Raw genomic sequence first — 25,955 nt, 5'->3', positions numbered from 1 at the left:
CGGCGCTCATGCAGCGAGGCTCTGCGAGCCGAGCGCTAGCGCCCTGAACTAGAAAGCGCTTTCCCCCGTAATCGCCCGGCCCAGGATCAGGGCGTGCACGTCGTGCGCGCCCTCATAGGTGTTGACGGTTTCCAGGTTCATGGCGTGGCGCATGACGTGCATCTCGCCGGTGATGCCGGCCCCGCCGTGCATGTCGCGGGCGACGCGGGCGATATCCAGCGCCTTGCCGCAGTTGTTGCGCTTCATCATCGAGATGGCCTCGGGCACCCAGGCTCCCTGGTCCAGCAGCCGACCGAGCGCAAGCGCGCCCTCGAAGCCGAGGAAGATTTCGGTCTGCATGTCGGCCAGCTTCTTCTGCACCAGTTGGCGCGACGACAGCGGGCGGCCGAACAGCATCCGCTCACCCACATAGTCCCGCGTCAGGTGGAAACAGGCCTCGGCGGCACCCATCGCGCCCCAGGCGATGCCGTAGCGGGCCTTGTTGAGGCAGGAGAACGGACCGCGCAGCCCCTTCACGCCCGGCAGCAGGTTCTCCTCCGGCACGAAGACGTCGTTCAGGCCGATGTCGCCGGTGATCGAGGCCCGCAAGGACAGCTTGTCGCCGATCTTGTCGGTGGTGAAGCCGTCCATGCCGCGCTCGACGACAAAGCCGCGGATCGTATCGTCCAGCTTGGCCCAGACGACCGCCAGGTCACTGATCGGCGAATTGGTGATCCAGTATTTCGCGCCGTTCAGGCGATAGCCCCCGTCGACCGCGACCGCCTTGGTCTTCATCGAGGCCGGGTCCGAACCGCCGTCGGCTTCGGTCAGGCCGAAACAGCCGACCAGCTCGCCCGCTGCCATCCTCGGCAGGAACCGCATCTTCTGCTCCTCGGAGCCGAAAGCATAAATCGGATACATGGCCAGCGACGACTGTACCGACATGGCCGAACGATAGCCTGAGTCTACCGCCTCGATCTCGCGGGCGATCAGGCCATAGGCGACATGGCTGACGGCCGAGCCACCGTACTGTTCCGGGAGCATGGCCCCGAGGAACCCCATCTGGCCCATCTCGGTCATGATTGTCCGGTCGAAGGTTTCGTCGCGGAACGCCTCGACCACGCGAGGCAGCAGGCTGTCACGGGCATAGGACCGGGCCGCGTCCTGGATAGCCCGCTCGTCCTCCGTCAACCGTCCAGAGAGGTCCAGCGGGTCGTCCCAGCGGAACGTCTTCTGCGGATTGGTGCTGCCATCGGCCATGGTGTCGTCCCTGAAGCGTCGCGGGGCCTCATGCGATCGTGGGCGAATACGACGATCGAACCCCTGTTCTGGCGCGCGGTTTAGGACAGAATGAGCGTGGCGGGTAGAGGCCCGCGCCGTCGCAGGTTAGGATGTCCGCATGATCCGCACCCTGAAGCGCCTGTTCGCCGACCACCCGCGCGAGGTAGAGGAAACCTATTTCCAGCATATGGCGGCGTCTTCCCGCTACGGTTTCAAGCTGCTCAGGCTTTCGGCCTGCGCCTTCACCCACGCTCTGATCCCGGGGCTGCACAAGAGCACCGTCTCGGAATCCATTCGGGGTATGGCGCGTGACCTGGGCGGCCGGGCAGACGAGGCGCGCGAGACCCGCATGCGTGACGCGGGCGTCTGGGACGTTGGCCTGTAAGGCCTAGCGCGGCGCGCGCTTGGCCAGAATACGTTGCAGGGTGCGGCGGTGCATGCCCAGTCGCCGCGCCGTCTCCGAGACATTGTGGTCGCACAGCTCATAGACCCGCTGGATATGCTCCCAGCGCACGCGGTCCGCACTCATCGGATTGGCGGGGGGCTCGGGCGCTTCGCCGGTCGCCAACAGGGCCTTGACCACGTCGTCGGCGTCGGCGGGCTTCTGCAGATAGTCCACGGCACCGGCCTTGACGGCGGCGACTGCCGTGGCGATGGCCCCATAGCCGGTCAGCATGACAATCTTGGCGTCCTCACGCCTGTCCCGGATGGCCTCCACGATCTTCAGCCCGTTGCCGTCCTCCAACCGCATGTCCAGCACGGCGAAGGCCGGTAGCGCGGTCTTCAACGCATCGCGCGCCTCGGCCAGGGACGCTGCCAGCGTCACCTCGAACCCCCGGCTTTCCAGGGCCCGGCCCAGGCGTGTGCGCAGCGCATTGTCGTCGTCCAGCAGCAGCAGGCTCTTGTCCGCCAGGGCGGCGATGCGGTCTTCGGTGCTCGTCTCGACTTCGGCCATCGGTGTTCTCCTTGGCAGGGACATCGGTAACGATACGACTGCGGTCAAGGTTCAGCGTCAGGGGTGCGACACTACGCCGGGAGGTCTTGGGTCGCCACCTCAAGCGCCGGTCTGGGCCACCGCACGGCGACCCGGGCCCCGCGCGGCTGGCTGCGATCGGTCGCCCCCTCACCGGGGCCCACCGCTACCTTGCCGCCGGTCCGCTCCAGCAGGGTGCGGGCGATGAAGAAGCCCAGCCCCATGCCCCCCTGGCTGGGCGCAATCGCCACCGGCTCCGGCGCAGGCATCGTCTTGGCCTTGCGCCCCTTGCGTCGGGGCGTGGCCGCGGCGACGGAGGAGGCGATCTGGGCGGCCAACGCCCGGCGCGCCTTCCCCTGGGGTCGACTGGTCACATAGGGCTCGCCCAGTCGGGGCAGAATGTCGGCGGGGAAGCCCGGCCCGTCATCGACGATCTCGATCTCGATGAAGCCTGCATCGACCAAGGCTCGCACCCGCACCTTCGACCCCGCGAAATCGGCGGCGTTCTCGACCAGGGTCGATAGCCCATGAATGACCTCGGGCAGGCGACGCACGCGCGGCTCTGGCTCGCCCGAGGCCGTCCGCACGGACACTTCGAACGCCAGGTCAAAACCCCGATGCGGCTCGGTCACCTCTTCCAGCAGCCCCTTGAGCCCCACCTCGGCAAAGGAAGCGTCGCCCTCTTCGGGCTGCTGCGACAGTTGTTTCAGTATTCCCCGGCACCGCTCCGCCTGTTGCAGGATCAGCGCTGCATCCTCTGCCGCCGGGCCATCCTTGACCGACGCCCGCAGCAACTCCTTGGCCACAACCTGGATCGTAGCCAGCGGCGTGCCCAGCTCATGCGCCGCCGCCGCCGCCAGACCACCCAGGGCCGCCAGCCGCTGTTCGCGTTGCAGCACGTCCTGGGTGGTGGCCAGGGCCAGTTCCAGCTTCTCCGCATCCGCCGCGACGCGCCAGGCATAGGCGGCGGTGAACACCACCCCCGTGACGAGGGCCAGGCCCGTTCCAAACCGATAAAGCGGCGGCAGTTCCAGCTCTGTCCCCGCCTGCCACGGCAGGGGCATGGACATGAAGAACAGCGCCACCGTCGCGGCCAGAACCAGCAGGCCCATCAGCACCGCCTGACGCCCCGGCAGGGAAGCCGCCGCCACCGTCACCGGCGCGACCAGCAGCAGGCTGAACGGGTTCTGCAACCCGCCGGTCAGGCCCAGCAGCAGGCTGAGCTGCAGGATGTCGAACCCCAGATGCAGGGCCGTCATTCGCCCGTCGGCGACCGCGCCGTCCGATCGCTTAAGCCGCGCGGTGGCATTCAGGTTCATCACCACGCTGGCGGCGATAACGGCCAGGCACGGCCACAGCGGCAGGTCGAAATGCAGCCAGCCGGTCGCCACCGCCACGGTGGCGCTCTGGCCCGCAATGGCCATCCAGCGCAGGATGATCAGGGTGCGCAGGCTCAGACCGCGGCTGCGGCGGGGCAGGTTGCGCCAGCCGCCGAAACGGCCCGTCTCGGGCGGGCTCGGCTGCGACGAAAACGGGGCTTGGGTCTGGCTCACGCCTCTTCTATAGCCCGGCTTGCTGTGTTTACGCATGTTCCATGAGGGTCACGATGCCGCGCCGTTCTATCCTGCTGTTCGCCGGGGCCTGTATCGCCATCGCCGCCGCCATCGTGGTCGTCGCGCTGGTCGTCGTGGGCGGTCGCAGCCAGACGACGGACGCCGTCACCTTCACCGAAACGGGTACCGGACAGCCTCAGGTCGGCGGACCCTTCCAGCTGGTCAATCAGGACGGCCAGACCGTCGATCAGTCGATCCTGAATGACAAGTGGTCCCTGGTCTTCTTCGGCTTCACCTACTGCCCCGACTATTGCCCCACGACACTCGCGGCTCTGGAGGCGACGCAGCGTCAGCTGGGTGACAAGGCGAAGGACGTTCAGGTCATTTTTATTACGGTCGACCCCGCCCGCGACACGCCGCAAGCCATGAAAGATTATCTGTCCTCCGACGGCTTTCCCGAGGGCGTCATCGGCCTGACTGGCACGCCCGAACAGGTCCGCGCCGCCGCCGACGCCTACCGCGCCTATTACAGCCAGGTCGGAGAAGGCGAGGGCTACACCATGAACCACTCGCTGACCGTCTATCTTATGGGCCCGAACGGCAGGTTCCGCGCACCCCTGGCCCATGACATGGGACCCCAGCAGGCTGCCGACGTCATCGAGCGCAATATGGCGCGGGGATAGGGCTCCCCACAACTGCGTGATCGACGCTAATGATTTTGCAGTGCGGCACACTATATGCTGCTGTGCCGTATCGTGACCGTTCGCGGTCGCCGACCAGGATCGACATGCTGTATTCGCTGCACGAACTCGCCTACGCCTCCGCCTCACCCTTCCGGATTGGGGCCCAGATGGCCCGGACCTTCTGGTCGTCGCCGCTGAACCCCGCCGCAGACACCGCCATCGGCCGCACCGCCTTCGCCTCGGCCGAACTGTTCGAGAGCGTGACGCGCCGGTATGGCAAGCCGGACTGGCGTCTGGACGTCATCACCGTCGGCAATCGCCCGGTGCGCACGACCCAGCAGATCGTCTGGTCCTCGCCCTGGTGCCGTCTGATCCGCTTTGCCCGCAACATAGGCGACCTGAAACGTGCCGGAAAGCCGACAGCGGCCCCGTCGGTGATGATCGTCGCGCCCCTGTCGGGCCACTATGCCACCCTGCTGCGCGGGACGGTCGAAGGCTTCCTTCAGGACCACGACGTCTATGTCACCGACTGGTCCAACGCCCGTCAGGTGCCGATGCTGGAGGGGCGGTTCGACTTCTCCGACTACATTGACCACGTGCGCGAGATGCTGGCCGCCATCGGCCCGCGGGCCCACGTCGTCGGTGTTTGCCAGCCCGGCCCGCCGGTCCTGGCGGCCTGCGCCCTCATGGCCGAGGACAACGACCCCAACCGGCCCGCCTCCATGACCTTCATGGGTTCGCCCATTGATGCGCGCCTGTCGCCGACGGTGACCAATGAACTGGCCGAGGAAAAGCCCTTCGCCTGGTTCAAGTCGAACATGATCCACACCGTGCCCTGGCCCTATCCGGGGTTCGGGCGACGCGTCTATCCAGGCTTCGTCCAGCTCTACAGCTTCATGTCGATGAACGAGGACAAGCATATCGACGCCCACCACCGCTACTTCCAGGACCTGGTCTCGGGCGACGGCGACGGGGTGGAGAAGCACGAGGAATTCTACGACGAATACCTCTCGGTGCTGGACCTCTCGGAGGAGTTCTATCTTCAGACCATCGACATCGTTTTCCAGCAGCATCTGCTGCCGCGCGGCCTGCTGGAGCATCGCGGGCGCAAGGTCGATCTGACCAAGATCACGGACATCGCCCTGATGACTGTCGAAGGGGCCAAGGACGATATCTCCGGCGTCGGCCAGACCCAGGCGGCGCATGGTCTGTGCACGCGCCTGACCGACGATCAGCGCGTGCTGTATGTCCATCCCGACGTCGGCCACTATGGCGTATTCAACGGTCGCCGGTTCCGCGACGACATTTATCCGCGCGTCCGCGACTTCATCGCGGCCCATGAGGTGGCCAGTGCAGTACCGGAACGGCCAGCGGCTGCCGCCTGAAGCGCTTGGCGTCGCCGCCCGGCTGTCGGTCAATCCCCGCGCCCGCCGCCTGTCGATCCGCATCGACGGGCGCGCGGGCGAGGCGGTCCTGATCGCGCCCAGCGAGCGCAAGCTGGGCGAGGTCGTGGCCTTTGCCCGCACCAAGACGGACTGGATGCTGGATCGCCTGGCCCAGCGCCGGCCCGGCACGCCGATAGTCTCCGGCGGGGTCCTTCCTCTGTTCGACCGGCCGACCCGGCTGCTCGCCGTGCCCGGTGCCGGGGCCGCCCGACTGACCGAGGACGCCGACGGTCCCGTCATCCTGTCGGGTGGCGAAGGCGAGGCCTTTGCCCGCCGCGTCGAGAACCTGTTCAAACGCATCGCCCGCGACACCTTGCAGGCGCGCACCGACGTGCATCTGAAGGCCCTCGCTCAGCGTCCGGTGAAGATCTCCATCGCCGACCCCAAGTCCCGCTGGGGTTCCTGCAGCCCGCACAACCGCACCATCCGCTACAGCTGGCGGGTGATCATGGCCCCGCATGCGGTGGTCGATTACCTGGCCGCGCACGAGGTTGCCCATCTGGTCCATGCCGACCACAGCCCGGCCTACTGGTCCGTCGTCCACGACCTGATCGGCGACCACCGCCCCTATCGCCGCTGGCTTAAGGACCATGGCGCGGCCCTCCACGCCGTGGGGCGCTAGATCAAGGGTATGAGTCAAGCCATTGCCTAGAGATGCTCTCTATCTCACCCTCCGTCAGGGCAAAGACGACGTGGTAGACGTCGTTTCGGTATGCCACGCCTGTTGCGTTGGACACTTTGCATCCGGGTAACTTGCCGCGGCTACTGAGGATGGTCTGTCCGTCACAGATGCCACCGCTAAGGCGGTAATGTGCGAGTTCAGGTGGGCTGGAGGCGTCTAGGTACGATCCAACACAAAGGCCATCTAGGCAATCTGGTGATGATGGTGCGCACGCCGCGAGGCCCCAAGCTGCTGCTGCAATCCACGCAAATCGCATCTAGTCCCCCTAGAAGAACAGCGGCTCGCGGCTACGCTCGGGCTGACGGTCGTCGGGGCGCTGAGGCTGGGGTGCTGTCGGGCGCACCACGGCGGGCTCGCGCCCTCGCGGATCATTCGGGTCGCTCCGTGCCGGAGGTGCCGAGGGCTCCTCGTAGACACCCTCATCCGTCTCCGCCGGAGGATTGTCGCCGTAAGGATCGCCGATCTCTTCCAGCATCTGCCCGATCGGGGTCGGCGGCTGCCAGCCTTCGGGCATGGCCGGGCCGTCGGGAATGGCCGGAGCGTTCAGACGGGGTAGAGCCGCCTCCATGAAGCCGCGCCAGATAGCGGCGGGGGACGAGCCGCCGGTGATGCCGCGCATCGCCGTATTGTCATCCTTGCCGACCCAGACGGCGGTGACGAAGCCGCCGGTATAGCCGACGAACCAGGCGTCCTTGTAGTCCGAGGTCGTGCCCGTCTTGCCCGCGATATCGCGCCCCGCGATTCCCGCCGACCGGCCCGAGCCGGATGTGACGACGCCGCGCAGCATCTGGTTCTGGTAATAGAGGAAGGGGTTGGAAATCGCCTGTACTGGTGCCCCCTGGCGCGCGTCGCGCTGATAGATCACCCGGCCCTGCGGCGTGCGGATGCGGCTGATGCCATAGGCGCTGACGCGGCGACCGCCATTGGCGAAGGCGTCATAGGCCTGGGCCATCTCCAGCGGGCTGACCTCAACGGCCCCCAGGGCCATGGCCGGCTCCAGCCCGATCCGGCTGGTGATCCCCAGACGGCGTGCGGTGCGAGCAACATTGTCGCGCCCGATCTGGTCGGCCAGACCGGCAGCGATGGTATTGGTCGACTGGGCCACGGCATTGGCCAGGGTCGTCTCGCCGATGAAGTTGCCGGAATAGTTTCGCGGCGACCAGTTGCCGATGGTGATGGGCTGATCCACGACGCGGCTCTCGGGCGTATAGCCCGCCTCCAGCGCGGCCAGATAGACGAACGGCTTGAAGGCCGAGCCCGCCTGGCGCCGTGCCTCGGTGGCGCGGTTGAACTGGCTGTCGGCGTAAGATGCCCCGCCGATCATGGCCCGCACCCGCCCGTCGCCGTCCAGCGCGACTAGGGCGGCCTGTTCCACGCCCTTGCCTTCGTCGCGATCCAGGATGCGCCGCACGGCCCGCTCGGCCGAGGTCTGCAGCGTCAGGTCCAGCGTGGTCTCCACCACCAGGTCCTCAGTCGGCTCGCCGACCAGTTCGCGGATCTGGCGATCCAGCCAGTCGACGAAATACTGGGCATGCTGGGTTGCCAGGGTACGCGAGACCCGAACCGGCGTGGCGGCGGCGGCATCACGCTGTGCGACTGTGATCACGCCCGCCTCGACCATTTCGTTCAGAACGACCGTGGCCCGCCCGGCCGCACGCTCGCTCTCGGACACCGGCGAATAGCGCGACGGAGCCTTCAGCAGACCGGCCAGAAGCGCGGCCTCACCGACCGTCAGATCCTTGGCCCCCTTGTCAAAATAGCGCTGCGACGCCGACTCGATGCCGTAAGCCCCGGCACCGAAATAGACCCGGTTCAGATAGAGGGCGAGGATCTCCTTCTTGGAGAATTTCATCTCCAGCCAGACGGCCAGCATCAGTTCTTGAACCTTGCGCTTCATGTTCTGGTCGGGCGACAGGAACAGGTTCTTGGCCAGCTGCTGCGTCAGGGTCGAGCCGCCCTGGACCACGCGCCCCGCGCGGATGTTGGCGACCATCGCCCGGCTCATGCCGATGGGGTCGAAGCCGGGGTGGCCATAGAAGCGCCGGTCCTCGATCGCCACGAAGGCGGCGGGCACATAGTCGGGCAGGCTGTCCAGATCGGCGGGCGGGGCCATCTGGGTGCCGCGCACCGCGATCAAAGCGCCGTTGCGATCCAGATAGGTGATCGAGGGCTGGCGATCGACATTGTACAGGCTGGCCGTGCTGGGCAGGTCGCGCGCAAAGACGGCAAAGAAGACCACCAGGAAGATCAGCGCCCAGACCGCCAGGACCGCGCTCCAGTAGAAGAAGCGCTTCCACCCCGTCCGCTTCGGCTTGCGGCCGTCGGGGGCAGGACTGGACTCATTACCGAAACGCGCGCCTGAACCCGCCATTGCAACCCTCATCAAGCCGATGCCCGGTCATAGCGGGTCGCGCGGCATACGGAAACGGTGCCCCCCGTTTCACACGATCGTGAGCACCGTTTCCGCCGAAAGCATGGCCGTTCGAAGGGCTATTCTAAAAACGCGTTCACCTCGGCCAGGAAGCGTTCCGGCTGGTCCAGCATGATGAAGTGGGCGCTGTCGTCGATCCGCTTCAGCGTGACGCCGGGCAGATTGGCGAAGGAGGCGGCATAAATGCCGTCCGTCATCTCATTGGTCATGCGGGCGTCGTTGAACTTGACGTACAGCACCTCGGTTGGAGCCGTGATGCGGGACAGTTCGGGACGCAGGTCCGTGGTGATCAGCTCGCGCATCGACGCCGCCGCCACGTTCTGATCGCTGGTCACACTATCCTGGATGGGGCCGGAGCGCGCAGCCTCGGTGTTGATCATGCCGGCAATGGTCTGGGAGGCCTGGGCCTCCCAGGCTTCGGGCGGCGAGCTACGCATGCCGGTGGCGACCATGTCGGCCATGGGCTGGACGCTCTGGGCCGTGGCCTGCGGTCCGCCGAACATGGCACCCATGAAGGGGATCATGTCCACCACCATCAGCTTGCCGACCAGTGCGGGCTGACGCGCCGCCAGCATCATGGCGATGGTACCGCCCATCGAGTGGCCGATGACCACCGGCTTGTCGAGTTGCTGCTGGCGAATGTAGCGAGCCAGATCGGCGGCGACGGGCGTGGCCACCAGGCCTTGAGCATTGTCCTCGGCCGGGGCACCGGCGAAGCCCTGAACATGGATGCGGTGGATGCGGTAGCGATCTTTCAGCGCCTCGGTCAGCCCATCCCAGACTTCCGGCGAGGACGACAGGCCGGGGATCAGGATGATGTCGCCGATCGGTTGTTCCGGCCCGTCGACGCGGACATGGAAACGACCGGATTCGAAGTCGGCATGCTGATGGCCGTGGTCGGCACCGGCGTGACCGGCATGGTCGGCGTGCTGGGCCAGGGCAGGGGTGGCCGCGGTCGCCAGAATGGCAGCGGCGACAAAGGCTAGGGTTCTGTTCATGCGTGTTGTCCTCCCGACGATGACCGCTCAATACCAATTTACTTTATGATGTAAAGCGCTTTCTTTGTCACGCGATGCTGACAGGCGACAAGCGCGATGAAGCCCAATACGATGGCGGCATGCCCGCCGATACCGCTGATCTCTCCGCCACTGCCCGACCTTCGCCCGCGCCCACGGCCTTCGGCAAGGGGTTCGTGCTGGACACCTGGTATTTCGTCGCCCTGTCCCGTGAAGTGAGGCCCGGCGACATGAAGCGGCATGAGCTGCTGGGAGAACCCGTCCTGATCGGTCGGACGAAGGCGGGCCAGCTCTATGGCATGCGCGACATCTGCCCACACCGCGCCGCGCCGCTATCGGCGGGCCGTCTGGTCGAAAAGCCGGGCGAGGGCGAGACGATCGAGTGCTGCTACCACGGCTGGCGCTTCCGCCCCGACGGTGTCTGCGCCGCCATTCCCTCCCTTGTCGAAGATCAGGCCTATGAGCCCGAGCGCATCCGGGTTCGGTCCTATCCGGTCCGCGAAAGCCAGGGCATGATCTTCGTCTGGATGACGTCCGATCCGCGCAGCCCCGCAGAGCCGGATCACGAACCGCCCGTCTTCCCCGGCGTGGTCGGCGGCGAGGCCAGACTGGTCGAGGCGATGGATTTCGACAGCCATATCGACCACGCCGTCGTCGGCCTGATGGACCCCGCCCATGGCCCGTATGTGCATCAGCAATGGTGGTGGCGCTCCGAACATTCGATGCATGAAAAGTCGAAGGCCTTCGAGCCGCGTGACCTCGGTTTTGCCATGGTCCGCCACGCCCCCTCGTCCAACAGCCGGGCCTACAAGATTCTGGGCGGGGCTCCGGCGACCGAGATCACCTTTCGCCTGCCCGGCTATCGCTGGGAGCACATTCAGGTGGGTGAAAAGCAGGTCCTGGCCCTGACCTGCCTGACACCGGTCACGGAGACGAAAACCCGCATCACCCAGATATTCTGGTCCGACCACTGGGTGTTCGGGATCGCCAAGCCCTTCCTGCGTCAGGGCGTGCGCGCCTTCCTGAAACAGGACGGCGGCATGGTGAACCTGCAGAACGAAGGCCTGCGCTACGATCCGGCCCTGATCTGGATCGACGACGCCGACAAACAGGCGAAATGGTATCAGCAGTTGAAGCGCGAATGGATCAAGAGCCGCACCGAACAGCGACCCTTCGCCAATCCCGTCAAGGCCGCGACTCTGAGGTGGAAGAGCTAACCCTTGGCCCGCGATGAGGCGCTGGATGCGAGCTAACTCGCGCTCAAGCAGCGAGCGACCACGTCGGGAGCGGGAGCGCCCAGAAGACGGCCCGCCGGCGAACCGACGGGCCTTCTTTCGAACTATTGCCTGGTCAGTTGACCTGACAGGATCAGGTCCATCTGCTTGCGGACGTGCGGCGTCAGCTCTTCCATGCTCCAGCCGTCGTAAGCGGCATGGCGGTAGTTGGACATGTAGATTTCCCAGATCATCCGGGTCATCAGCGTCACATCAATGTCCTGGCGCAATTCGCCTTCGCGGATACCGGCCTGGAGAATGCCGGCCACGGCTTCAACAAACGGGCGGGCCATGGCGCGCTGGCGTTCGTTGGCGTCTTCCGGCTGGAACCAGGCCCGGGCAAAGATCGCCTGAACAAGCGGCAGGTGCTCCAGGCCGCGATGATAGCCGACCGACAGGGCGGCCGTCAGGCGGTCGCTGGCGCGGCCGTCCTCTTTCGCCGCAGTCTGAAAAGCTTCCAGTGTGCCTTCAAGATTTTCGGCCAGCACGGCCTCGAACAGTTCGGACTTGTCCTGGAAGTTAGCAAAGACCGCGCCTGTCGACATGCCGGCACCCTTGGCGATGTCGCGAATAGTGGCGGCGTCATAGCCGCGCTCCGCGAACAGGGTGCGGGCCGCTTCCAGAACCTTGCCCCGCGTGCGGACCTTGGCGGCCTGACGGCGGTTGAGGCGTGGGGCGTCGATGTCTGCGTTGGTCTGGGGGGAGGTCAAAGCGGAATCTCGCATAAAACGGTTACTCGACTGGCGGCATCATGCACACGCCGCGTGAAACAGGATCACCGAAGTGACGGAAGGAATGGAATACGGCCGCATCAGCGCACCGAACGTCTTTCCGGACAGCGCGGCTGTTGACCACCGAACGATGACCAAATTGGGGTGCACAGATTAATGGAACCCGTCTCGGGAAGGTTAAGCTGAGGATAGCCGCGACTTTCAGGCGGCGCGCATCAACGACGGGTTGTCGCGCGCAGCGCGCGGGGTCGCCGTGGTTGTTGTCCGTCTGGCATGGCGGCCTGAAACAGCTTTCGGTAGCGGTCCCGACGCTCGTGGATGGAGGCGAGGACCAGTCCCATGGGCACGCCAAGATCGACAAGCGTGTTCTCGGCCAACTGCAGGCTGGCCTCTGTGGTTTCAGGCACGGCGTCTGTGACGCCCAGCCGATAGAGGCGTTCCGCATGGCGATCATCGCGGGCGCGGGCAATCAGGATCAGGTCGGGCCGCAGGGCGCGCGCAGCGACGACAACCTCGTCCACCTTGCCTGGCGCATCCATGGTGACGATGACCGCGCGCGCTGTGTCGATGCCGCACAGCCTCAACATCTCCTCACGCCCGGCATCGCCATAAAAGACATTGGCACCTTCTGCTCGCCCCTTTGACACCGTCGACGGGTTGGCATCGATAGCCAGAAACGCCTGTCCGTGCTCGGTCAGCATTTCGCCTACCAGCCGCCCGACGCGACCAAATCCGACGATCAGGACCTGATTTTCGGTGTCGACGGGCACCGTTGCCTCGGGCGGCAGTTCGGGGTGCGCGGCTTCTACCCGCCTCGTTAGGCGACTGGCGATCAAGGCCATAAGCGGAATGGTAAAGATGCTGATGGTCGCGGCCAGCAGGGCAGTCTGGGTGAAGGCCGCCGAACCGATGCCCTCCAGCACCCCGGCACCCAAGATGACGAAGGCGAACTCTCCCGCCGGACCCAGGACCAGCGCTGTCTCTATGGCGGTGCGATTGTTCAGTCCCCAGAAGCGGGCTGCACCAAAGATCAGGAAAATCTTGACCCCCGTCAGCAGGGCGGCGAGGCCGAACACGCCCCACGGGTTGGCGGCGACGGCATCCAGGTCCAGTCCGATGCCGACCCCGACAAAGAAGACACCCAGCAACAGCCCCTTGAACGGCTCGATCGAGATTTCGACCTCGCGCCTGAACTCTGTTTCCGCCAGCAGCAGCCCGGCAATCAGGGCCCCCAGGCTCATCGACAGACCCGCAGCCTGGGCCGCCAGTCCCGAGCCGACGACGACCAGCAGGCTTGCCGCGACAAACATCTCCTGGCCCTGTCCCTTGGCCTTGGCCTTCGCCACGGAGCGGAACATGGGTCGCAGCACCAGCCGACCCAGCGCGACCAGCAACGCCAGGCCAATGGCGGCGGGAACCAGGGTCAGAAGCGCAGGCCTCAGCACCGCCGGATCGAAGTCGCCGCCCGCCGTGGCAGCACCCTGAGCCAGTGCAGCCAGAACCGTGACCGTGATCAGGATCGGCGCGACGGCCAGATCCTGAGCCAGCAAGATGGAAAAGGTCGCCCGGCCGCTGGTTGTCGTCACGCGCCCGCGCTCCGCCATGACCGGCATGACCACCGCTGTCGATGACAAGGCCAGCCCCATGCCCAGCACGGCTGAAGCAACCAGCGACTGGCCCATCAACATGAAGATGCCGCCCAGTACGACCGTGCAGGCCGCGACCTGGGTCAGGCCCAGACCGAAGACCAGCCGACGCATAGCCTTGAGCCGTTCCCAAGACAGCTCCAGCCCGATCATGAACAGCAGGAAGGCCACGCCCAGTTCCGACAACGAGCGAATCTGGGCGGCGTCCGAAATGGTCAGCCAGCTCAGCCACGGGACGGTGTCGGTCAGACGCGCTAGGCCCTGCGGGCCCAGCAGCACGCCGGCAGCCAGGAAGCCGAGCACCGGGCTGATCTTGAACCGGTTGAACAGGGGCACGACCACGCCTGCGGCCGCCAGAAAGACCACCAGGTCCTTGTATTCTCCGCCGCCGTGCCCGCCCGCCATGATGCTCCCGCCTGTTGCGGCGCACTATCGGTCGATGCGCAGGCTAGGCCAAGCGAAACCCTTGCAGCACAGGCTTTAAATCCATTCATGACAAAAAATTCAGGTCACGGAGGCAAATTCGGGGCGTAGGGTCCGCGCCGACACTGAAGCCCCTGAACAATCACGGTGAAGTCGACGATGAAAACCCTGCTCCTTGGTGCCGCGATCGGTGCCCTGCTCCTTCCTGCCGCCGCCCAGGCCCAGCATTTCAGTGACGACGGTCACAACCACACCTGCATCGACGAGGCCTGCACCGTCTTCGAACTGTTTCAGGCACCTGCCGACGGCGCGACCGTACAGGGCTATCAGGGCACGGAAACACCGAAATACGGCACCTGGGGCTTTGATCTGGCCGGGCGCGATACCTCTGTGAACCCCGGCGACAACTTCTTTCGCTACGCCAATGGTGCCGCGCTGGATCGCCTGCAGATCCCTTCGGATCGCACGTCCTACGGTTCGTTCAACCTGCTGCGCGAACTGTCGGACAACCGGGTCAAGGTCATGATTGACGCCCTGGCGGCCCGCACCGACCTGACTGCGGGATCGGATGAGCAGAAGATTGCCGACGCCTATCGCGCTTATATGGACGAGGCACGGATCGAGGCGCTGGATGCCCAGCCGTTGGCTCCGTATCTGGCCGCCATCCGCGCCGCCGACACCCATGACAAGGCTGCCGTCTACATGGGCCAGACCCAGGGCCGCATCGGCGGGTCGATCTTCGGCACCGGCATCTCGACCGACCAGAAGGCCCCGACCCGTTATGTCGTCTCGACCGGCCAGTCGGGCATCGGCCTGCCCAACCGCGACTACTATCTGGAGCAGCGCTGGGCCGACAAGAAGGTGCTGTATCAGGCTTATGTCGCCCGCATGCTGGAGATGATCGGCTGGGAAAACCCGGTCGAAAGCGCTGCCGCCATCGTCGCTTTCGAGACCCGCATTGCCGAAGCGCACTGGACGCCGATCCAGAACCGTAACCGCGACGAGACCTACAACGAATACACCATCGCTCAGCTTGCCCAGGAGGCCCCCGGCTTCCCGTGGCAGGACTATTACACTGCTGTAGGCGTCGGCGAGGTACCGCGTCTGATCGTGCGTCAGGACACGGCCATGCCGTTGATCGCCGCCATCTATGCCGAGACGCCGATGGAAACGATCCAGGCTTGGCAGGCCTTCCACACCACCGACGATGCCGCAGGTCAGCTGTCAAAACGCTTTGCAGACGCCCAGTGGGAGTTCCGCTCGCGCGATCTGCAGGGCCAACCCATGCAGCGCCCCCGTGACAAACGCGGCATCAGCCATGCCGAGGGCATGCTGGGCGAGGCCGTTGGCCGCCAGTATGTGGCCGAATACTTCCCCGCCGAATCCAAGGCCAAGATGGAAGAACTGGTCGCCAACCTGCGCCTGGCCCTGGCTGCCAGGATCGAGACCTACGACTGGATGAGCGCCGAGACCCGCGCGGCGGCAGAAGAAAAGCTGAACAAGTTCACAGTCAAGATCGGCTACCCGAACAAGTGGCGTGACTACTCCGATCTGGAAGTCCGCCCCGACGATCTGTTCGGCAATATCGAGCGGGCCGGCCTGTTCCGGTGGAACTATCAACTGAACCGCCTGAACGATCCCGTCGACAAGGATGAGTGGGGCATGACCCCGCAGACGGTGAACGCCTATTACAACTCCACCAATAACGAGATCGTCTTTCCGGCCGCCATCCTTCAACCGCCCTTCTTCGATCCGGATGCCGACCCGGCGGTCAACTATGGCGGAATCGGCGGCGTGATCGGTCACGAGATCGGCCACGGCTTCGATGACCAGGGCTCCAAGTCCGACGGCGACGGCGTGCTGCGCAACTGGTGGACGCCGCAGGACAAGGCCAATTTCGATGCCCTGACCACGCGCCTCGGCGCCCAGTACGACCAGTTTGAACCCATCCCCGGCTTCAATGTGCAGGGCGGACTGACCATGGGTGAGAACATCGGCGACGCCGCCGGTGTGGCCGTGGGTCTTGCCGCCTATCGCCTGTCGCTGAATGGAGCCGAGGCACCGATCCTGGACGGCACGACCGGTGATCAGCGCTTCTTCTACGGCTGGGCCCAGGTCTGGCAGTCCAAATATCGTGAGGATGCTCTGAAGCAGCAGATCGCCACCGATCCCCACAGCCCGGCCGAGTTCCGCGTCATCGGTCCTGTTCGCAATGTGGACGAGTGGTACACGGCGTTCGACGTCGAGCCGGGCGCTGCCTACTACCTGCCTTCGGACCAGCGCGTCCGGATCTGGTAGCGACTGGCGGATCAAGTTGATGAGGGCCGGAGTGGAAACGCTCCGGCCTTTTTCATGTCCGGCCGGGGCCAGGCATCAGGCACGAAAAAGCCCGCTGCGGGGGATACGACGCAGCGGGCTTTCTTTCGCTCTCTAGGGAGCGGACGTTTCCTCCCCGAAACGCCTCCAGAAGCTGCTGCGCCGAAACGCTGCGCTTCCGAGTGCGACCAAATGACGACAAATCGGCGTTCAAGTCAATGATTGGACAGGCAATACCGGTCTTCAGACGCAGGTTATCGACGATAACTTACGCAGTTCCAAGCGTTGCTGAAACAATACGGCGAACCGTCTCGACCATCAGGCCCCGCTCGACAGACAACTGGCCCGGACGCTCGGCCTTCCAGGCTTCATTGCCCGCGACGGCAGAGGCGGCGGCCCGCCCCGCGTCCAGATCCTTGATGGTCACGGTGCCCGCCGCGATCTCGTCGCCGCCCATGATGACGGCGGCGGGTGATCCCCGGCGGTCCGCATATTTCATCTGCGCCTTCATGCCCGCCCGACCCAGATACAGTTCGGCGGCGATGCCCGCATTCCTCAGCTCGGCCAGGGCCTCCAGATAGTGCGGCATGTCGGCGTCGGAAAAGACGATCAGCACGACCGGCCCGCGCACCGCAGCATCGTCTGCGCGCCCCGCTGCTCTCAGGGCCGAGGCCAGACGAGACACCCCGAACGAAAACCCCGTCGCCGGCAACCGCTCGCCCGTGAAACGAGCGACCAGATCGTCATAGCGACCGCCGCCACCGATGGAGCCGAAGCGCACGGCGCGGCCCTTGTCGTCGGTGGTCTCCAGCAGCAGTTCGGCCTCGAAGACCGCACCGGTATAGTATTCCAGCCCGCGAACGATGGTGGGGTCGAACCGCACCGCATCCTGGCCCACCTTCATCGCATTCAGCGCCTGATCGATGGCCGCCAACTCGTTCAGCGCCGCCTCGCCGATGGCCCCCAGACCGCCCGCGCGCGCCACGGCGTCCAGCGTCTCCGACCGGCTCAGCCCCGCATCCCCGGCCGAAGCCAGAAAGGCCTCGATGGTCGACGCCACGCCCAGTGGCAGTTGCGCCCCCTTGGTATAGTCGCCGCTGTCGTCCAGGCGCCCTTCGCCCAGCAGGGCCGCGACCCCCTCCCAGCCCAGGCGGTCGAACTTGTCGATGGCCCGCAGCGCCGTCAGCTTCTGGACCGGATCGGTCACCCCGCCCGCCTCGAACAGGCCGTCGAACAGCTTGCGGTTCGAAACGCGGATCACGGCCTGATCCGTGTCCAGGCCTGCGGCCCTCAGGCCCTCGCCCGCCATGGCGATGATCTCTGCATCGGCCTCGGGCCGGTCCGAGCCGACGGTGTCGGCATCGCACTGGGTGAACTCGCGGAACCGACCCGGACCGGGCTTCTCATTGCGCCACACCGATCCGAAGGCATAGCGGCGGAAGGGCTTTGGCAGCGTCTCCCAATTCTGCGCCGCGAACCGGGCCAGCGGTGCGGTCAGGTCGTACCGCAGCGCCATCCACTGATCATCGTCGTCCTGAAGCGCGAACACGCCCTCATTGGGACGGTCGGCGTCGGGAAGGAATTTGCCCAAGGCATCGGCATATTCAAACGCGCCCGTGTCGAGCGGCTCGAAGCCCCAGCGCTCATAGACCTCCGACACCTGGCGCACGATGCGGCGCTCGGCGATGAGGTCGCGCCCGCGCCGGTCGGCAAAGCCACGCGGATTGCGGGCTTCGGGGCGGGCGGGGGCAGTGTCGGTCGGGTCGGTCATGCCGCGCGATTAAGCCATCGCAGGGCCACCGGCAACGATCCCGTGGCGATCAGGCCGCGGCACCTTTTCGCAAGGGCAGCCGCCGGCCCTGGCTCAGGCAGCGCCAGACCCATTCGAACGGCCCCATCCGGAACTGCGACAGCCACAGCGGCGACCAGACGATCAGCAGGGCCCACACCCCGACCACCCACATCCACAGCGTCCCCGGCTCGGCGCGGCCAAAGATCATCGGCCCGCCGGGCATGACCGCCAGCAGCACGAAGATCACGCTGGTCATCAGATAGTTGGTGAAGGCCATCCGGCCGACGGGGGCAAAGATCGCCAGCACGGCCTTGACCGGCGTCCTGGCCAGCAGAACCAACGCGGCGACATAGCCCACGGTGATGACCACGGCGAAGGCCGAGAACAGGCCCGCCAGTCCCCGCGTCGGGTCCGCCGCGACGGGTGCGGCCAGGTTTTGACCCATCAGGATCGCCAGACCGATCAGATTGGCGGCCCCCAGACCGATCGCCAGGACATAGGTCCACATCGGGGCCCGCCCCGACAGGAAGCCGGACTTGTACAGGCCCAGCCCCAGCATCATCAGCGAGACGGTGACCGGGATCAGTATGGCGCTGCTCATCTGATACTGGATCCAGGCGACCAGATTGTAGAGGAAATAGCCGCCGCCCCTGACCTTTTCGATCTTGGCCAGGGTTCCGGCGGGCGACAGGGTGTCGGCCATGCTGGCGCGGATCTCGGCGGCCATCTCGGCCGGCATGGCGCCCCAGCCCCACAGCGTCAGCCCGCCCAGCAGCGACAGCGCCAGAATGATGCCGCCCCCGACCTTGATCAGCCGCCCGGCCGACCACGACCGGAACATCATCATGATGAAGCCGCAATAGGCATAGTGCAGCAGGATGTCGCCGGACCACAGCAGCACCCCGTGCGCCACCCCAAAGGCCAGCAGCCACAGCAGGCGGCGCTGCAGCAGCGCCCCCCGCTCCGCATTCGACCGCTCGCCCCCGACCAGAAAGATCGACACCCCGAACAGCATGGAGAACAGCGTCCGCCATTTGCCCTCGAAGAAGACTCGCTCGACCCACAGCGCCGTCTCATTGGCCCCATCGACGGCGAACGGCATGGCCTCGCGCATGGATATGATCTCGCCGGGCCAGGCGAAGGCCAGACAGTTGACCGCCAGAATGCCCAGCACGGCCAGTCCGCGCAGCATGTCCAGATTGAAAATGCGCTCCGTCGTCGCCGATGGCGCGGCCGTCATGGTGGCGTCTGTCATGTCCTGCTCCCCCGAGAATGAAGACAAGGACGTTTTACATTAGACAGCGGGATCGAAAACTGAATTCCGCGTAATGTGCCGGGCTCTAGCGCTTGCGGCGATCCATGACGCCCAGGCGGTCGCGCACCTCGGGCTGTGGCCGGAAGGCCAGAAAGGCCACGCAGAAGCCGGCCCACAGGGCATAGCTGACGCCGACCAGCACGGCGATGGGCAGGCCGCCGACGCCATAGATCAGCAACGTCGTCTCGGTCGCACCCGCTGCTCGTCCCGGCGTTCCCGCCTCCAGCGACCCGGTCACCGACATGATCAACGCTGCCGCCGCTGCGACTGCGGCCGCCAGCAGCCCGCCGTACAACAGGAACCGCCAGATGACGGCCAGCCGCGTCGCCGGACGCCCGTCGCGCTGACGCTCGCGCTCCACCAAGCGCATGAAGCCGGGCACGGCGACCAGACCGATCAGCAGGACCAGCAGGCGCCAGTCCATCTCCGGCCCCGGCATCCAGTTGTCGGCGGCGGGTCTCCAGATCGGCAGGGTCAGGATCAAGGGCGGCCAGCAGGCCCCCGCCAGTGCGGCCAGGACGATGCGGTGCGGCTCCTTGCGCCAGGTGACGCGTTCCCGGCCGGGCAGGTTCAGCGGTGTCGCGGCGTCGCTCATCCGCTCGCCCTAGCGGGTCGGCACGGGCGTCTCGCCCGAATAGTCGTAAAAGCCGCGCCCGGACTTGCGTCCCAGCCACCCGGCCTCGACATATTTCACCAGCAACGGGCAGGGCCGGTATTTGCTGTCGGCCAGGCCGTCGTACAGCACGTTCATGATGGCCAGTACCACGTCCAGACCCATGAAGTCCGCCAGTTCCAGTGGCCCCATCGGATGGTTGGCCCCCAGCTTCAACGCCTTGTCGATCGACGAGACATTGCCGACGCCTTCGTACAGCACATAGATCGCCTCGTTGATCATCGGCACCAGGATGCGGTTGACGATGAAGGCGGGGAAGTCCTCGGCATTGGTGGTGGTCTTGCCCAGGCTCTCGGCGAAGGCGACAGCCGTCTCATAGGTGGCGGCCGAGGTGGCGATGCCGCGGATGATCTCCACCAGCTTCATCACGGGGGCCGGCTTCATGAAATGCAGGCCGATGAACCGCTCCGGCCGGTCGGTCGCCGAGGCCAGGCGGGTGATGGAGATGGACGAGGTGTTGGAGGCCAGCAGGGTGTCTGCCCCCAGATGGGGCACCAGTTCGGCCAGCAGGGTCTTCTTGATCGCCTCGTCCTCGACCGCAGCCTCGATGACCAGATCCGCCTTGGCCGCTTCGGCCAGGGAGCCGGCGGGGGCTATGCGCGACTGGGCGGCATCGGCGGCAGTCGCATCGATCAGGCCGCGCTCAACCTGGCGCGCCAGGCTGGCGGCAATGGCGGCCTGGGCCTGGGGCACGCGCTCCGGAGCGGCGTCGTACAGGACGACCGAATAGCCACCGGCTGCGATCGCCTGGGCGATCCCCGAACCCATCTGGCCCGCGCCGATTATGGCGACTGTTCTTATCGTGGTCATGAAGTCCGGCGGTCTGGCAGGCCCCTGGCCCTGTCGGACAGGCACCTTAGGACGGTGACCAGACCGCGCAAGACCGGATATCGCGCCGCAGCACGATCACGACCAGGCGTGGCCTCAAGGCCGCTTTCGATCAATAGGCTCCGACCAGGCTCAGCAGAGCCGCCTGCGACGCGGGCAGCAGGAAAATCTGGATACCGCGGATGATCAGAATGACGATGATGGGAGAGATATCTATGCCACCCAGCGGCGGGATGATCTGGCGAAACGGGGCCAACACCGGCCCGACGATGCGGTCCAGAAAGTCTGCGATCTGGGCCACGAACCGGTTGCGATGATTGATCACGTCGAAGGCGAACAGCCAGCTCAGGATCGCCTGCACGATGATCGCCAGCAGCAAGAGCTGAAGCAGTGCCCCCAGGATGAAGAACACAAATCCGATGATCGCCGCCATGCCGCAAAGGCTCCCTGCAAGATAATCCCCGCTTCTAGCGGCACATGCACCTCCAAGCCAAGGTTTCCGACGCCGCAGATGCGGCTGGCTTTGCGCCCGTTGACACCCCGGCCTAGACCCCCCTATGTCCCGCGCTCGCCTGCATCCCTGAAAAGGGGCCGTAGCTCAGTTGGTAGAGCGCGTCGTTCGCAATGACGAGGTCAGGGGTTCGACTCCCCTCGGCTCCACCAGGCGTTATGCTCCATTACAGCGTTATCCAGACTTGACGGCCAAGCTTGGCGGCGCGATGACGACTTAAGGGTTAATTCATCGGAATTTGAGGGGACGACTACAATGAACAAGATCATCGGTGCAGTCGCCCTTGTGGCGGCGATCGTTGTCGCGCCACAGGTCGCTTTGGCGCAGGACGCCAGTCTGAAGGCGAACTTCGGATCGGTCAGTCTGAACAACGGCTTCACGCCGGATCCGCATCGTGTCTCGATCACGGCGGGCGGGTCCATCGATGCCTATGAGGACACCCCGTTGCCGGAAGCTTGCGTGGGCATGATCAGCGACGCGCCCGACTACGAGGTGAGCTACAGCGCTGGCAATCTGCCGCTGGTGTTCCGGACGCTGTCGTCGGTCGATACCACCCTGATCATCAATGGCCCGGACGGCTCCTGGTCCTGCGACGACGACAGCTATGGCGACCTGGATGCCGAGGTGCGGTTCAATCGCCCGCAGAGCGGCACCTACGATGTGTGGGTTGGCACCTTCGGCGGTTCGACGGCAGCGGCGACCCTGCTGATCACCGAGACGCCCTGAGCCGATAAAGTTCGTCTGAGCTTCAGAAGCCCCGGCGGTTCACCGTCGGGGCTTTCTACTGGTCTTCGTCGAAGCGGCGGGCGACCAGATCCATCAGGGCGTCGATGGCGTCCTGGGCGTCGTCGCCCTCGGCTACGATGTCGATGGTGCAGCCGTTTCCGGCTCCCAGCATCAGCAGGCCCATGATCGACAAGGCGTTGACGGTGACGCCGTCGCGGGAAACGCGGATGTCGGATTCGAAGGCTGACGCCGTCTTCACGAATTTGGCGCTGGCCCGTGCGTGCAGGCCGCGGGTGTTGCAGATGTTGGCGGTCGCCGAGGCCTGGGCGGCGGTATCGGTCATTTCTCGCCCTGCAGGACCCACGAGGCGACGGAGATGTATTTACGCCCCGCATCCTGGGCATGGGCCACGCAGGCTTCCAGTGGCTCGCAGCCACGCACGCCCGCCAGCTTGATCAGCATGGGCAGGTTCAGCCCGGCGATGACCTCGGCGCGGGTCTCTTCCATCACGGAGATGGCCAGGTTGGATGGGGTGCCGCCGAACATGTCAGTCAGCAGGATGACGCCATCGCCATCGTCAACGGCGCGGGCCGCATCGACGATGTCACGGCGGCGACGTTCCATGTCGTCCTCGGGGCCGATGCAGATGGCGGCGACGCCGCGCTGCGGGCCGACGACGTGCTCCATCGCCGACAGGAATTCCGAGGCCAGTCCCCCGTGGGTGACGATCACCAGCCCGATCATGACAGGTCTACCAAGCTGACGCCCCGTATTCCGACCGCCCTTCGACGTGCCGCAAGCCGCGCGGAATAGCCCAAGTCCGCGCGGGGTTAAAGTCGTCGTGACAAGACTGTGACCTTTTCGACCGCCGAGGCCTCGAATCCGTTCAGCCTGATACGCGGAAGATCGCGCCCGGCGATGCGTTTGAATAGCGGCTCTGGCAAACGGTCTATGGCGTCCGTCGTCAAGTCCACGATCAAGCCCAGCCGGACAAAAGGCCTTGTCGGCTTATTGACGATCCCGACCCCGCGCACCTCCATTCGACCTTCGATCCGTTCAGGAACGGCCGCGTACAGATCGTTACCGGCAGCAAAGACATGGGTGTAGTCATCTGCAATCAGACGCGCGCCGCGCTCGAGCAGACGCAAAGCCAGATCGCTCTTGCCCGCGCCGGACGGCCCGGTCAGCAAGACGCCGATCCAGCCGCGACCCGACCTGTGCAGTGCCACCGTGGTCGCATGATGGGGCTGGTCGCTCATCCGCGTCGTGGTTGGGCAATAACGGGCAGGGCAACTTCGAAGCGCGCGCCTTCGGTCGTGCCATCGGCTCCAGCCCGGTTCATCGCCCGCACCTCTCCGCCATGGGCCTCGACGATCTGGCGCACGATGGAGAGACCCAGGCCAGAGTTGGCCCCGAAGGCCGTGCCGCGCGGTCGCGAGGTGTAGAAACGCTCGAACACCGTCTCCAGGTTCTCGGGCGGAATGCCAGGGCCGTCATCATCGATGGACACGTTGATAGGTCTGTCGGGGTCGAGGCTGCGATGCAGCGTGATCCTGACCTGCCCTTCTGGGGGGCTGAACGAGCGGGCATTGTCGATCAGATTACGGAACACCTGGCCCAGGGGCCCGTCGCGGCCGGTGATGCGGACCGTCTCTGACGGCGGCGAGAAAATGACTCGCGCCTCGCCCGGTTTGTGACCGGCGGAATAGACCCCCGTGATCTCGGTCAACAGGACGGTCAGGTCCACGGCGCGAGGTCTGTCACGGTTCAACTCGGCATCCAGCCGCGAGGCGTTCGAAATGTCGGTGATCAGCCGGTCGAGGCGTCGCACGTCCTGCTGCAACAGACCTGTCAGCTTCTCACGCTGCGCATCGGTCTTCACCAGAGGAAGGGTTTCCAGCGCCGAGCGGATCGACGTCAAGGGGTTCTTGATCTCGTGGCTGACGTCGGCAGCGAAGGCCTCGATGGCATCCATCCGGTCAGACAAGGTTTCGGTCATGGTCTCCAGCGAGCGGGCCAGATCGCCGATCTCGTCCTTGCGGCCGTCCAGGTCAGGCAGGGAGATCGCGCGGGCCCGCTGTAGCCGCACTGCATCGGCCGCCGCCGACAGCCGCATGATCGGACGGGCCACAAAAAGGTGCAGCACCAGAGAGCCCAATATGTTGACGGCCAGGGCGACCAGGGCGAACGGCATAAGGGCCAACCGCTGGGCAGCCAGGGTTTCTTCGACGTCGCCCGCCTCCAACGTCAGCACGCCCAGGACCTGACGCACATGCCGGACGGGTATGGAGACCGAGACGACGCGGTCGCCCGATTCATTCATCCGAACGCCGGCCTGGTTCTGGCCGTCCAGTGCCCCATCGACTTCTTCGGCCAGTTCGCGCCGGGCCTCCTCGACCCGGCGGCTGTTGCGTTCGGCAGTTTCGGGCTGATCGGTTGATGGCGGGGTGCCTGCGGGACGCGCATCAGGCAGGGCCGAGCCCGGTATGGACTCCGTCACCAGATAGCTGTCGGCTACCAGCAGGCCGTCCAGGTCATAGAGCCGAGCCCGCTGCCCATTCGGGATGAATGTATCGACAAGTTGCCTTGAGGCCTCCACCGCGTCGAAGGCTGGCGTGGGCTCGCCCGTTGTCACCCCTTGCCGGCTCAGCACATTGGCCAGCAGTTCGGCCTGGGCGGTCAGGGTCTGCTGGCGCGACTCGATCAGGCCGCGCGTCCACTCATTCAGGGCCAGGGCTCCGCCCAGCAGGATGAGCAGGCTGAGCAGGTTGAGAGCCAGTATGAAGCCGCCCAGCCGCGAGCCGCCGAAACGGCCAAGCCGCCGGCGACCCGGGGACACGTCCTTTTCGGACGGATCAGCTTTCGCGGTAGCGGTATCCGACGCCATACAGGGTCTCGATCGCGTCGAACTCGGGATCGACCACCCGGAACTTCTTTCGCATCCGCTTGACGTGGCTGTCGATGGTGCGGTCGTCGACATAGACCTGATCGTCGTAGGCGGCGTCCATCAGGTTGTCGCGGCTCTTCACGAAACCGGGCCGCTGGGCCAGGGCCTGGAGCAGCAGGAATTCGGTGACCGTCAGCTTGACGGGCTTGCCCTCCCAGGTGCTCTCGTGACGGGCCGGGTCCATAGAGAGCTTGCCGCGCTTGATGGCTTTGGAGCCGCCTTCGCCTGCTGCGGGCTCGGGCTCGCCACCGTCAGCCCCTGTCCTGCGCAGCAGCGCCTTGACCCGCTCGATCAGCAGCCGCTGGCTGAAGGGTTTGTGGATGTAGTCATCGGCACCAAGGTTGAAGCCCAGGATTTCGTCGATCTCCTCGTCCTTGGAGGTCAGCATGATCACCGGGATCTGGCTGGTCTGGCGCAGGCGGCGCAGCACCTCCATGCCGTCCATACGGGGCATCTTGACGTCCAGTATGGCCAGGTCAGGCGGAGAGGTTTCAAGCGCCTCCAGCCCGGCGGCACCGTCGTGGTGGGCGGTGACCTTGTGGCCATGGCTTTCCAGCGCCAGGGACACGGATGCCACGATGTTCTCGTCGTCGTCGACCAGGGTGATATTGGCCAAAGGGCGGTCTCCTCAGCAGTCGTCAAGTGGATGCACTGATCGCATCAACGCGCGACAAGCGTAACCGTTCGATACGGAGCATCAGCAAGAATGCGGCGCAAACATGGGCCGCCG

Annotated in this window: 24 protein-coding genes and 1 tRNA gene; 8 read left to right on the top strand and 17 right to left on the bottom strand. The window is 65.6% G+C overall.

The features are described 5' to 3' along the window. Window positions 1-48: 48 nt before the first annotated feature. Window positions 49-1,239: an acyl-CoA dehydrogenase gene (locus WC585_RS04455; protein ID WP_373256350.1), complete on the bottom strand. Its 1,191-nt coding sequence runs from the start codon at window positions 1,237-1,239 to the stop codon at window positions 49-51. 139 nt (window positions 1,240-1,378) lie between these two features. Between WC585_RS04455 and WC585_RS04450 the strand changes: the two genes are divergently transcribed. Then, window positions 1,379-1,645, top strand: coding sequence for a DUF6356 family protein (locus WC585_RS04450; RefSeq protein WP_373256349.1), 267 nt, complete (start codon window positions 1,379-1,381; stop codon window positions 1,643-1,645). A 3-nt stretch (window positions 1,646-1,648) separates the two neighbouring features. On the opposite strand, the gene WC585_RS04445 is transcribed toward WC585_RS04450, so the two are convergent. Both WC585_RS04445 and WC585_RS04440 read right to left on the bottom strand, forming a co-directional pair. Continuing rightward, the gene (locus tag WC585_RS04445) at window positions 1,649-2,215 is read right to left on the bottom strand and encodes an ActR/PrrA/RegA family redox response regulator transcription factor (RefSeq protein ID WP_292172316.1); all 567 of its coding nucleotides are present in this window, start codon (window positions 2,213-2,215) and stop codon (window positions 1,649-1,651) included. 71 nt (window positions 2,216-2,286) lie between these two features. Continuing rightward, entirely contained in the window at window positions 2,287-3,786 is a 1,500-nt protein-coding gene (locus WC585_RS04440; RefSeq protein ID WP_373256348.1) for an ActS/PrrB/RegB family redox-sensitive histidine kinase, read from the bottom strand. 53 nt (window positions 3,787-3,839) lie between these two features. Here WC585_RS04440 and WC585_RS04435 point away from each other — a divergent pair, with 53 nt between their 5' ends. The 3 genes from WC585_RS04435 to WC585_RS04425 all read left to right on the top strand — a co-directional run bounded on the left by WC585_RS04435 (window position 3,840) and on the right by WC585_RS04425 (window position 6,536). Beyond that, window positions 3,840-4,469 carry an SCO family protein gene (locus tag WC585_RS04435; protein WP_373256347.1) on the top strand — a complete coding sequence of 210 codons (630 nt, stop codon included), beginning with the start codon at window positions 3,840-3,842 and terminating at the stop codon, window positions 4,467-4,469. A gap of 104 nt (window positions 4,470-4,573) precedes the next feature. Next, window positions 4,574-5,854, top strand: coding sequence for a polyhydroxyalkanoate depolymerase (locus WC585_RS04430; RefSeq protein WP_373256346.1), 1,281 nt, complete (start codon window positions 4,574-4,576; stop codon window positions 5,852-5,854). Next, on the top strand, window positions 5,820-6,536 hold the full coding sequence (locus WC585_RS04425) for a M48 family metallopeptidase (protein WP_373256345.1): 717 nt from the start codon (window positions 5,820-5,822) through the stop codon (window positions 6,534-6,536). The genes WC585_RS04430 and WC585_RS04425 overlap by 35 nt, the downstream gene beginning before the upstream one ends. 325 nt (window positions 6,537-6,861) lie before the next feature. Here WC585_RS04425 and WC585_RS04420 read toward each other — a convergent pair whose 3' ends face one another. Both WC585_RS04420 and WC585_RS04415 read right to left on the bottom strand, forming a co-directional pair. After that, a complete protein-coding gene (locus tag WC585_RS04420; protein WP_373256344.1) occupies window positions 6,862-8,967 on the bottom strand; it encodes a PBP1A family penicillin-binding protein in 2,106 nt (701 codons plus the stop codon). Window positions 8,968-9,086: 119 nt separating this feature from the next. Then, window positions 9,087-10,025, bottom strand: coding sequence for an alpha/beta fold hydrolase (locus WC585_RS04415; protein WP_373256343.1), 939 nt, complete (start codon window positions 10,023-10,025; stop codon window positions 9,087-9,089). Window positions 10,026-10,144: 119 nt separating this feature from the next. Here WC585_RS04415 and WC585_RS04410 point away from each other — a divergent pair, with 119 nt between their 5' ends. After that, a complete protein-coding gene (locus WC585_RS04410) occupies window positions 10,145-11,260 on the top strand; it encodes a Rieske 2Fe-2S domain-containing protein (RefSeq protein ID WP_373256342.1) in 1,116 nt (371 codons plus the stop codon). Window positions 11,261-11,382: 122 nt separating this feature from the next. On the opposite strand, the gene WC585_RS04405 is transcribed toward WC585_RS04410, so the two are convergent. After that, window positions 11,383-12,027, bottom strand: a complete 645-nt coding sequence (locus WC585_RS04405) for a TetR/AcrR family transcriptional regulator (RefSeq protein WP_373256341.1) — start codon at window positions 12,025-12,027, stop codon at window positions 11,383-11,385. Between the two features lie 236 nt (window positions 12,028-12,263). Next, a complete protein-coding gene (locus WC585_RS04400; RefSeq protein WP_373256340.1) occupies window positions 12,264-14,099 on the bottom strand; it encodes a cation:proton antiporter in 1,836 nt (611 codons plus the stop codon). 177 nt (window positions 14,100-14,276) lie between these two features. Here WC585_RS04400 and WC585_RS04395 point away from each other — a divergent pair, with 177 nt between their 5' ends. After that, window positions 14,277-16,415 (top strand): M13 family metallopeptidase, encoded by a 2,139-nt coding sequence (locus WC585_RS04395; protein ID WP_373256339.1) that lies wholly within the window; start codon window positions 14,277-14,279, stop codon window positions 16,413-16,415. 286 nt (window positions 16,416-16,701) lie between these two features. On the opposite strand, the gene hisS is transcribed toward WC585_RS04395, so the two are convergent. The 5 genes from hisS to WC585_RS04370 all read right to left on the bottom strand — a co-directional run bounded on the left by hisS (window position 16,702) and on the right by WC585_RS04370 (window position 21,474). Then, window positions 16,702-18,204 carry a histidine--tRNA ligase gene (gene hisS / locus WC585_RS04390; protein ID WP_373256338.1) on the bottom strand — a complete coding sequence of 501 codons (1,503 nt, stop codon included), beginning with the start codon at window positions 18,202-18,204 and terminating at the stop codon, window positions 16,702-16,704. A gap of 49 nt (window positions 18,205-18,253) precedes the next feature. Continuing rightward, window positions 18,254-19,480, bottom strand: coding sequence for a DUF418 domain-containing protein (locus WC585_RS04385; RefSeq protein WP_373256337.1), 1,227 nt, complete (start codon window positions 19,478-19,480; stop codon window positions 18,254-18,256). A gap of 85 nt (window positions 19,481-19,565) precedes the next feature. Next, a complete protein-coding gene (locus WC585_RS04380; RefSeq protein WP_373256336.1) occupies window positions 19,566-20,135 on the bottom strand; it encodes a phthalate transporter in 570 nt (189 codons plus the stop codon). A gap of 9 nt (window positions 20,136-20,144) precedes the next feature. Further along, window positions 20,145-21,023 carry a 3-hydroxybutyryl-CoA dehydrogenase gene (locus WC585_RS04375; protein WP_373256335.1) on the bottom strand — a complete coding sequence of 293 codons (879 nt, stop codon included), beginning with the start codon at window positions 21,021-21,023 and terminating at the stop codon, window positions 20,145-20,147. A gap of 130 nt (window positions 21,024-21,153) precedes the next feature. Next, the gene (locus WC585_RS04370; RefSeq protein ID WP_373256334.1) at window positions 21,154-21,474 is read right to left on the bottom strand and encodes a YggT family protein; all 321 of its coding nucleotides are present in this window, start codon (window positions 21,472-21,474) and stop codon (window positions 21,154-21,156) included. A 154-nt stretch (window positions 21,475-21,628) separates the two neighbouring features. On the opposite strand from WC585_RS04370, the gene WC585_RS04365 reads away from it, so the two are divergent. Then, window positions 21,629-21,704, top strand: a tRNA-Ala gene (locus tag WC585_RS04365). Window positions 21,705-21,807: 103 nt separating this feature from the next. Continuing rightward, window positions 21,808-22,278: a peptidase S1 gene (locus tag WC585_RS04360; RefSeq protein WP_373256333.1), complete on the top strand. Its 471-nt coding sequence runs from the start codon at window positions 21,808-21,810 to the stop codon at window positions 22,276-22,278. A gap of 55 nt (window positions 22,279-22,333) precedes the next feature. On the opposite strand, the gene WC585_RS04355 is transcribed toward WC585_RS04360, so the two are convergent. The 5 genes from WC585_RS04355 to WC585_RS04335 all read right to left on the bottom strand — a co-directional run bounded on the left by WC585_RS04355 (window position 22,334) and on the right by WC585_RS04335 (window position 25,841). Next, window positions 22,334-22,621, bottom strand: a complete 288-nt coding sequence (locus WC585_RS04355) for an HPr family phosphocarrier protein (RefSeq protein WP_373256332.1) — start codon at window positions 22,619-22,621, stop codon at window positions 22,334-22,336. After that, entirely contained in the window at window positions 22,618-23,022 is a 405-nt protein-coding gene (locus tag WC585_RS04350) for a PTS sugar transporter subunit IIA (protein ID WP_373256331.1), read from the bottom strand. The genes WC585_RS04355 and WC585_RS04350 overlap by 4 nt, the downstream gene beginning before the upstream one ends. A gap of 86 nt (window positions 23,023-23,108) precedes the next feature. After that, window positions 23,109-23,468: an HPr kinase/phosphorylase gene (locus WC585_RS04345; protein ID WP_373256330.1), complete on the bottom strand. Its 360-nt coding sequence runs from the start codon at window positions 23,466-23,468 to the stop codon at window positions 23,109-23,111. A 65-nt stretch (window positions 23,469-23,533) separates the two neighbouring features. Next, entirely contained in the window at window positions 23,534-25,165 is a 1,632-nt protein-coding gene (locus tag WC585_RS04340) for a sensor histidine kinase (RefSeq protein ID WP_373256329.1), read from the bottom strand. After that, complete coding sequence (locus WC585_RS04335) at window positions 25,134-25,841, bottom strand: response regulator transcription factor (RefSeq protein ID WP_373256328.1); 708 nt, start codon at window positions 25,839-25,841, stop codon at window positions 25,134-25,136. The genes WC585_RS04340 and WC585_RS04335 overlap by 32 nt, the downstream gene beginning before the upstream one ends. Between the last annotated feature and the right edge of the window lie 114 nt (window positions 25,842-25,955).

The sequence above is a fragment of the Brevundimonas sp. genome, assembly GCF_041648055.1.
GTDB lineage: Bacteria > Pseudomonadota > Alphaproteobacteria > Caulobacterales > Caulobacteraceae > Brevundimonas.
This window is presented reverse-complemented; position numbering and strand designations above follow the sequence as displayed.

Coding starts and splice junctions, on each gene's coding strand:
- WC585_RS04350 (WP_373256331.1), bottom strand. CDS start 23,022: ATGATCGGGCTGGTGATCGTCACCCACGGGGGACTGGCCTCGGAATTC.
- hisS (WP_373256338.1), bottom strand. CDS start 18,204: ATGACCGACCCGACCGACACTGCCCCCGCCCGCCCCGAAGCCCGCAAT.
- WC585_RS04455 (WP_373256350.1), bottom strand. CDS start 1,239: ATGGCCGATGGCAGCACCAATCCGCAGAAGACGTTCCGCTGGGACGAC.
- WC585_RS04450 (WP_373256349.1), top strand. CDS start 1,379: ATGATCCGCACCCTGAAGCGCCTGTTCGCCGACCACCCGCGCGAGGTA.
- WC585_RS04360 (WP_373256333.1), top strand. CDS start 21,808: ATGAACAAGATCATCGGTGCAGTCGCCCTTGTGGCGGCGATCGTTGTC.
- WC585_RS04370 (WP_373256334.1), bottom strand. CDS start 21,474: ATGGCGGCGATCATCGGATTTGTGTTCTTCATCCTGGGGGCACTGCTT.
- WC585_RS04385 (WP_373256337.1), bottom strand. CDS start 19,480: ATGACAGACGCCACCATGACGGCCGCGCCATCGGCGACGACGGAGCGC.
- WC585_RS04445 (WP_292172316.1), bottom strand. CDS start 2,215: ATGGCCGAAGTCGAGACGAGCACCGAAGACCGCATCGCCGCCCTGGCG.
- WC585_RS04400 (WP_373256340.1), bottom strand. CDS start 14,099: ATGGCGGGCGGGCACGGCGGCGGAGAATACAAGGACCTGGTGGTCTTT.
- WC585_RS04420 (WP_373256344.1), bottom strand. CDS start 8,967: ATGGCGGGTTCAGGCGCGCGTTTCGGTAATGAGTCCAGTCCTGCCCCC.
- WC585_RS04355 (WP_373256332.1), bottom strand. CDS start 22,621: ATGACCGATACCGCCGCCCAGGCCTCGGCGACCGCCAACATCTGCAAC.
- WC585_RS04415 (WP_373256343.1), bottom strand. CDS start 10,025: ATGAACAGAACCCTAGCCTTTGTCGCCGCTGCCATTCTGGCGACCGCG.
- WC585_RS04340 (WP_373256329.1), bottom strand. CDS start 25,165: ATGGCGTCGGATACCGCTACCGCGAAAGCTGATCCGTCCGAAAAGGAC.
- WC585_RS04430 (WP_373256346.1), top strand. CDS start 4,574: ATGCTGTATTCGCTGCACGAACTCGCCTACGCCTCCGCCTCACCCTTC.
- WC585_RS04435 (WP_373256347.1), top strand. CDS start 3,840: ATGCCGCGCCGTTCTATCCTGCTGTTCGCCGGGGCCTGTATCGCCATC.
- WC585_RS04395 (WP_373256339.1), top strand. CDS start 14,277: ATGAAAACCCTGCTCCTTGGTGCCGCGATCGGTGCCCTGCTCCTTCCT.
- WC585_RS04375 (WP_373256335.1), bottom strand. CDS start 21,023: ATGACCACGATAAGAACAGTCGCCATAATCGGCGCGGGCCAGATGGGT.
- WC585_RS04410 (WP_373256342.1), top strand. CDS start 10,145: ATGCCCGCCGATACCGCTGATCTCTCCGCCACTGCCCGACCTTCGCCC.
- WC585_RS04380 (WP_373256336.1), bottom strand. CDS start 20,135: ATGAGCGACGCCGCGACACCGCTGAACCTGCCCGGCCGGGAACGCGTC.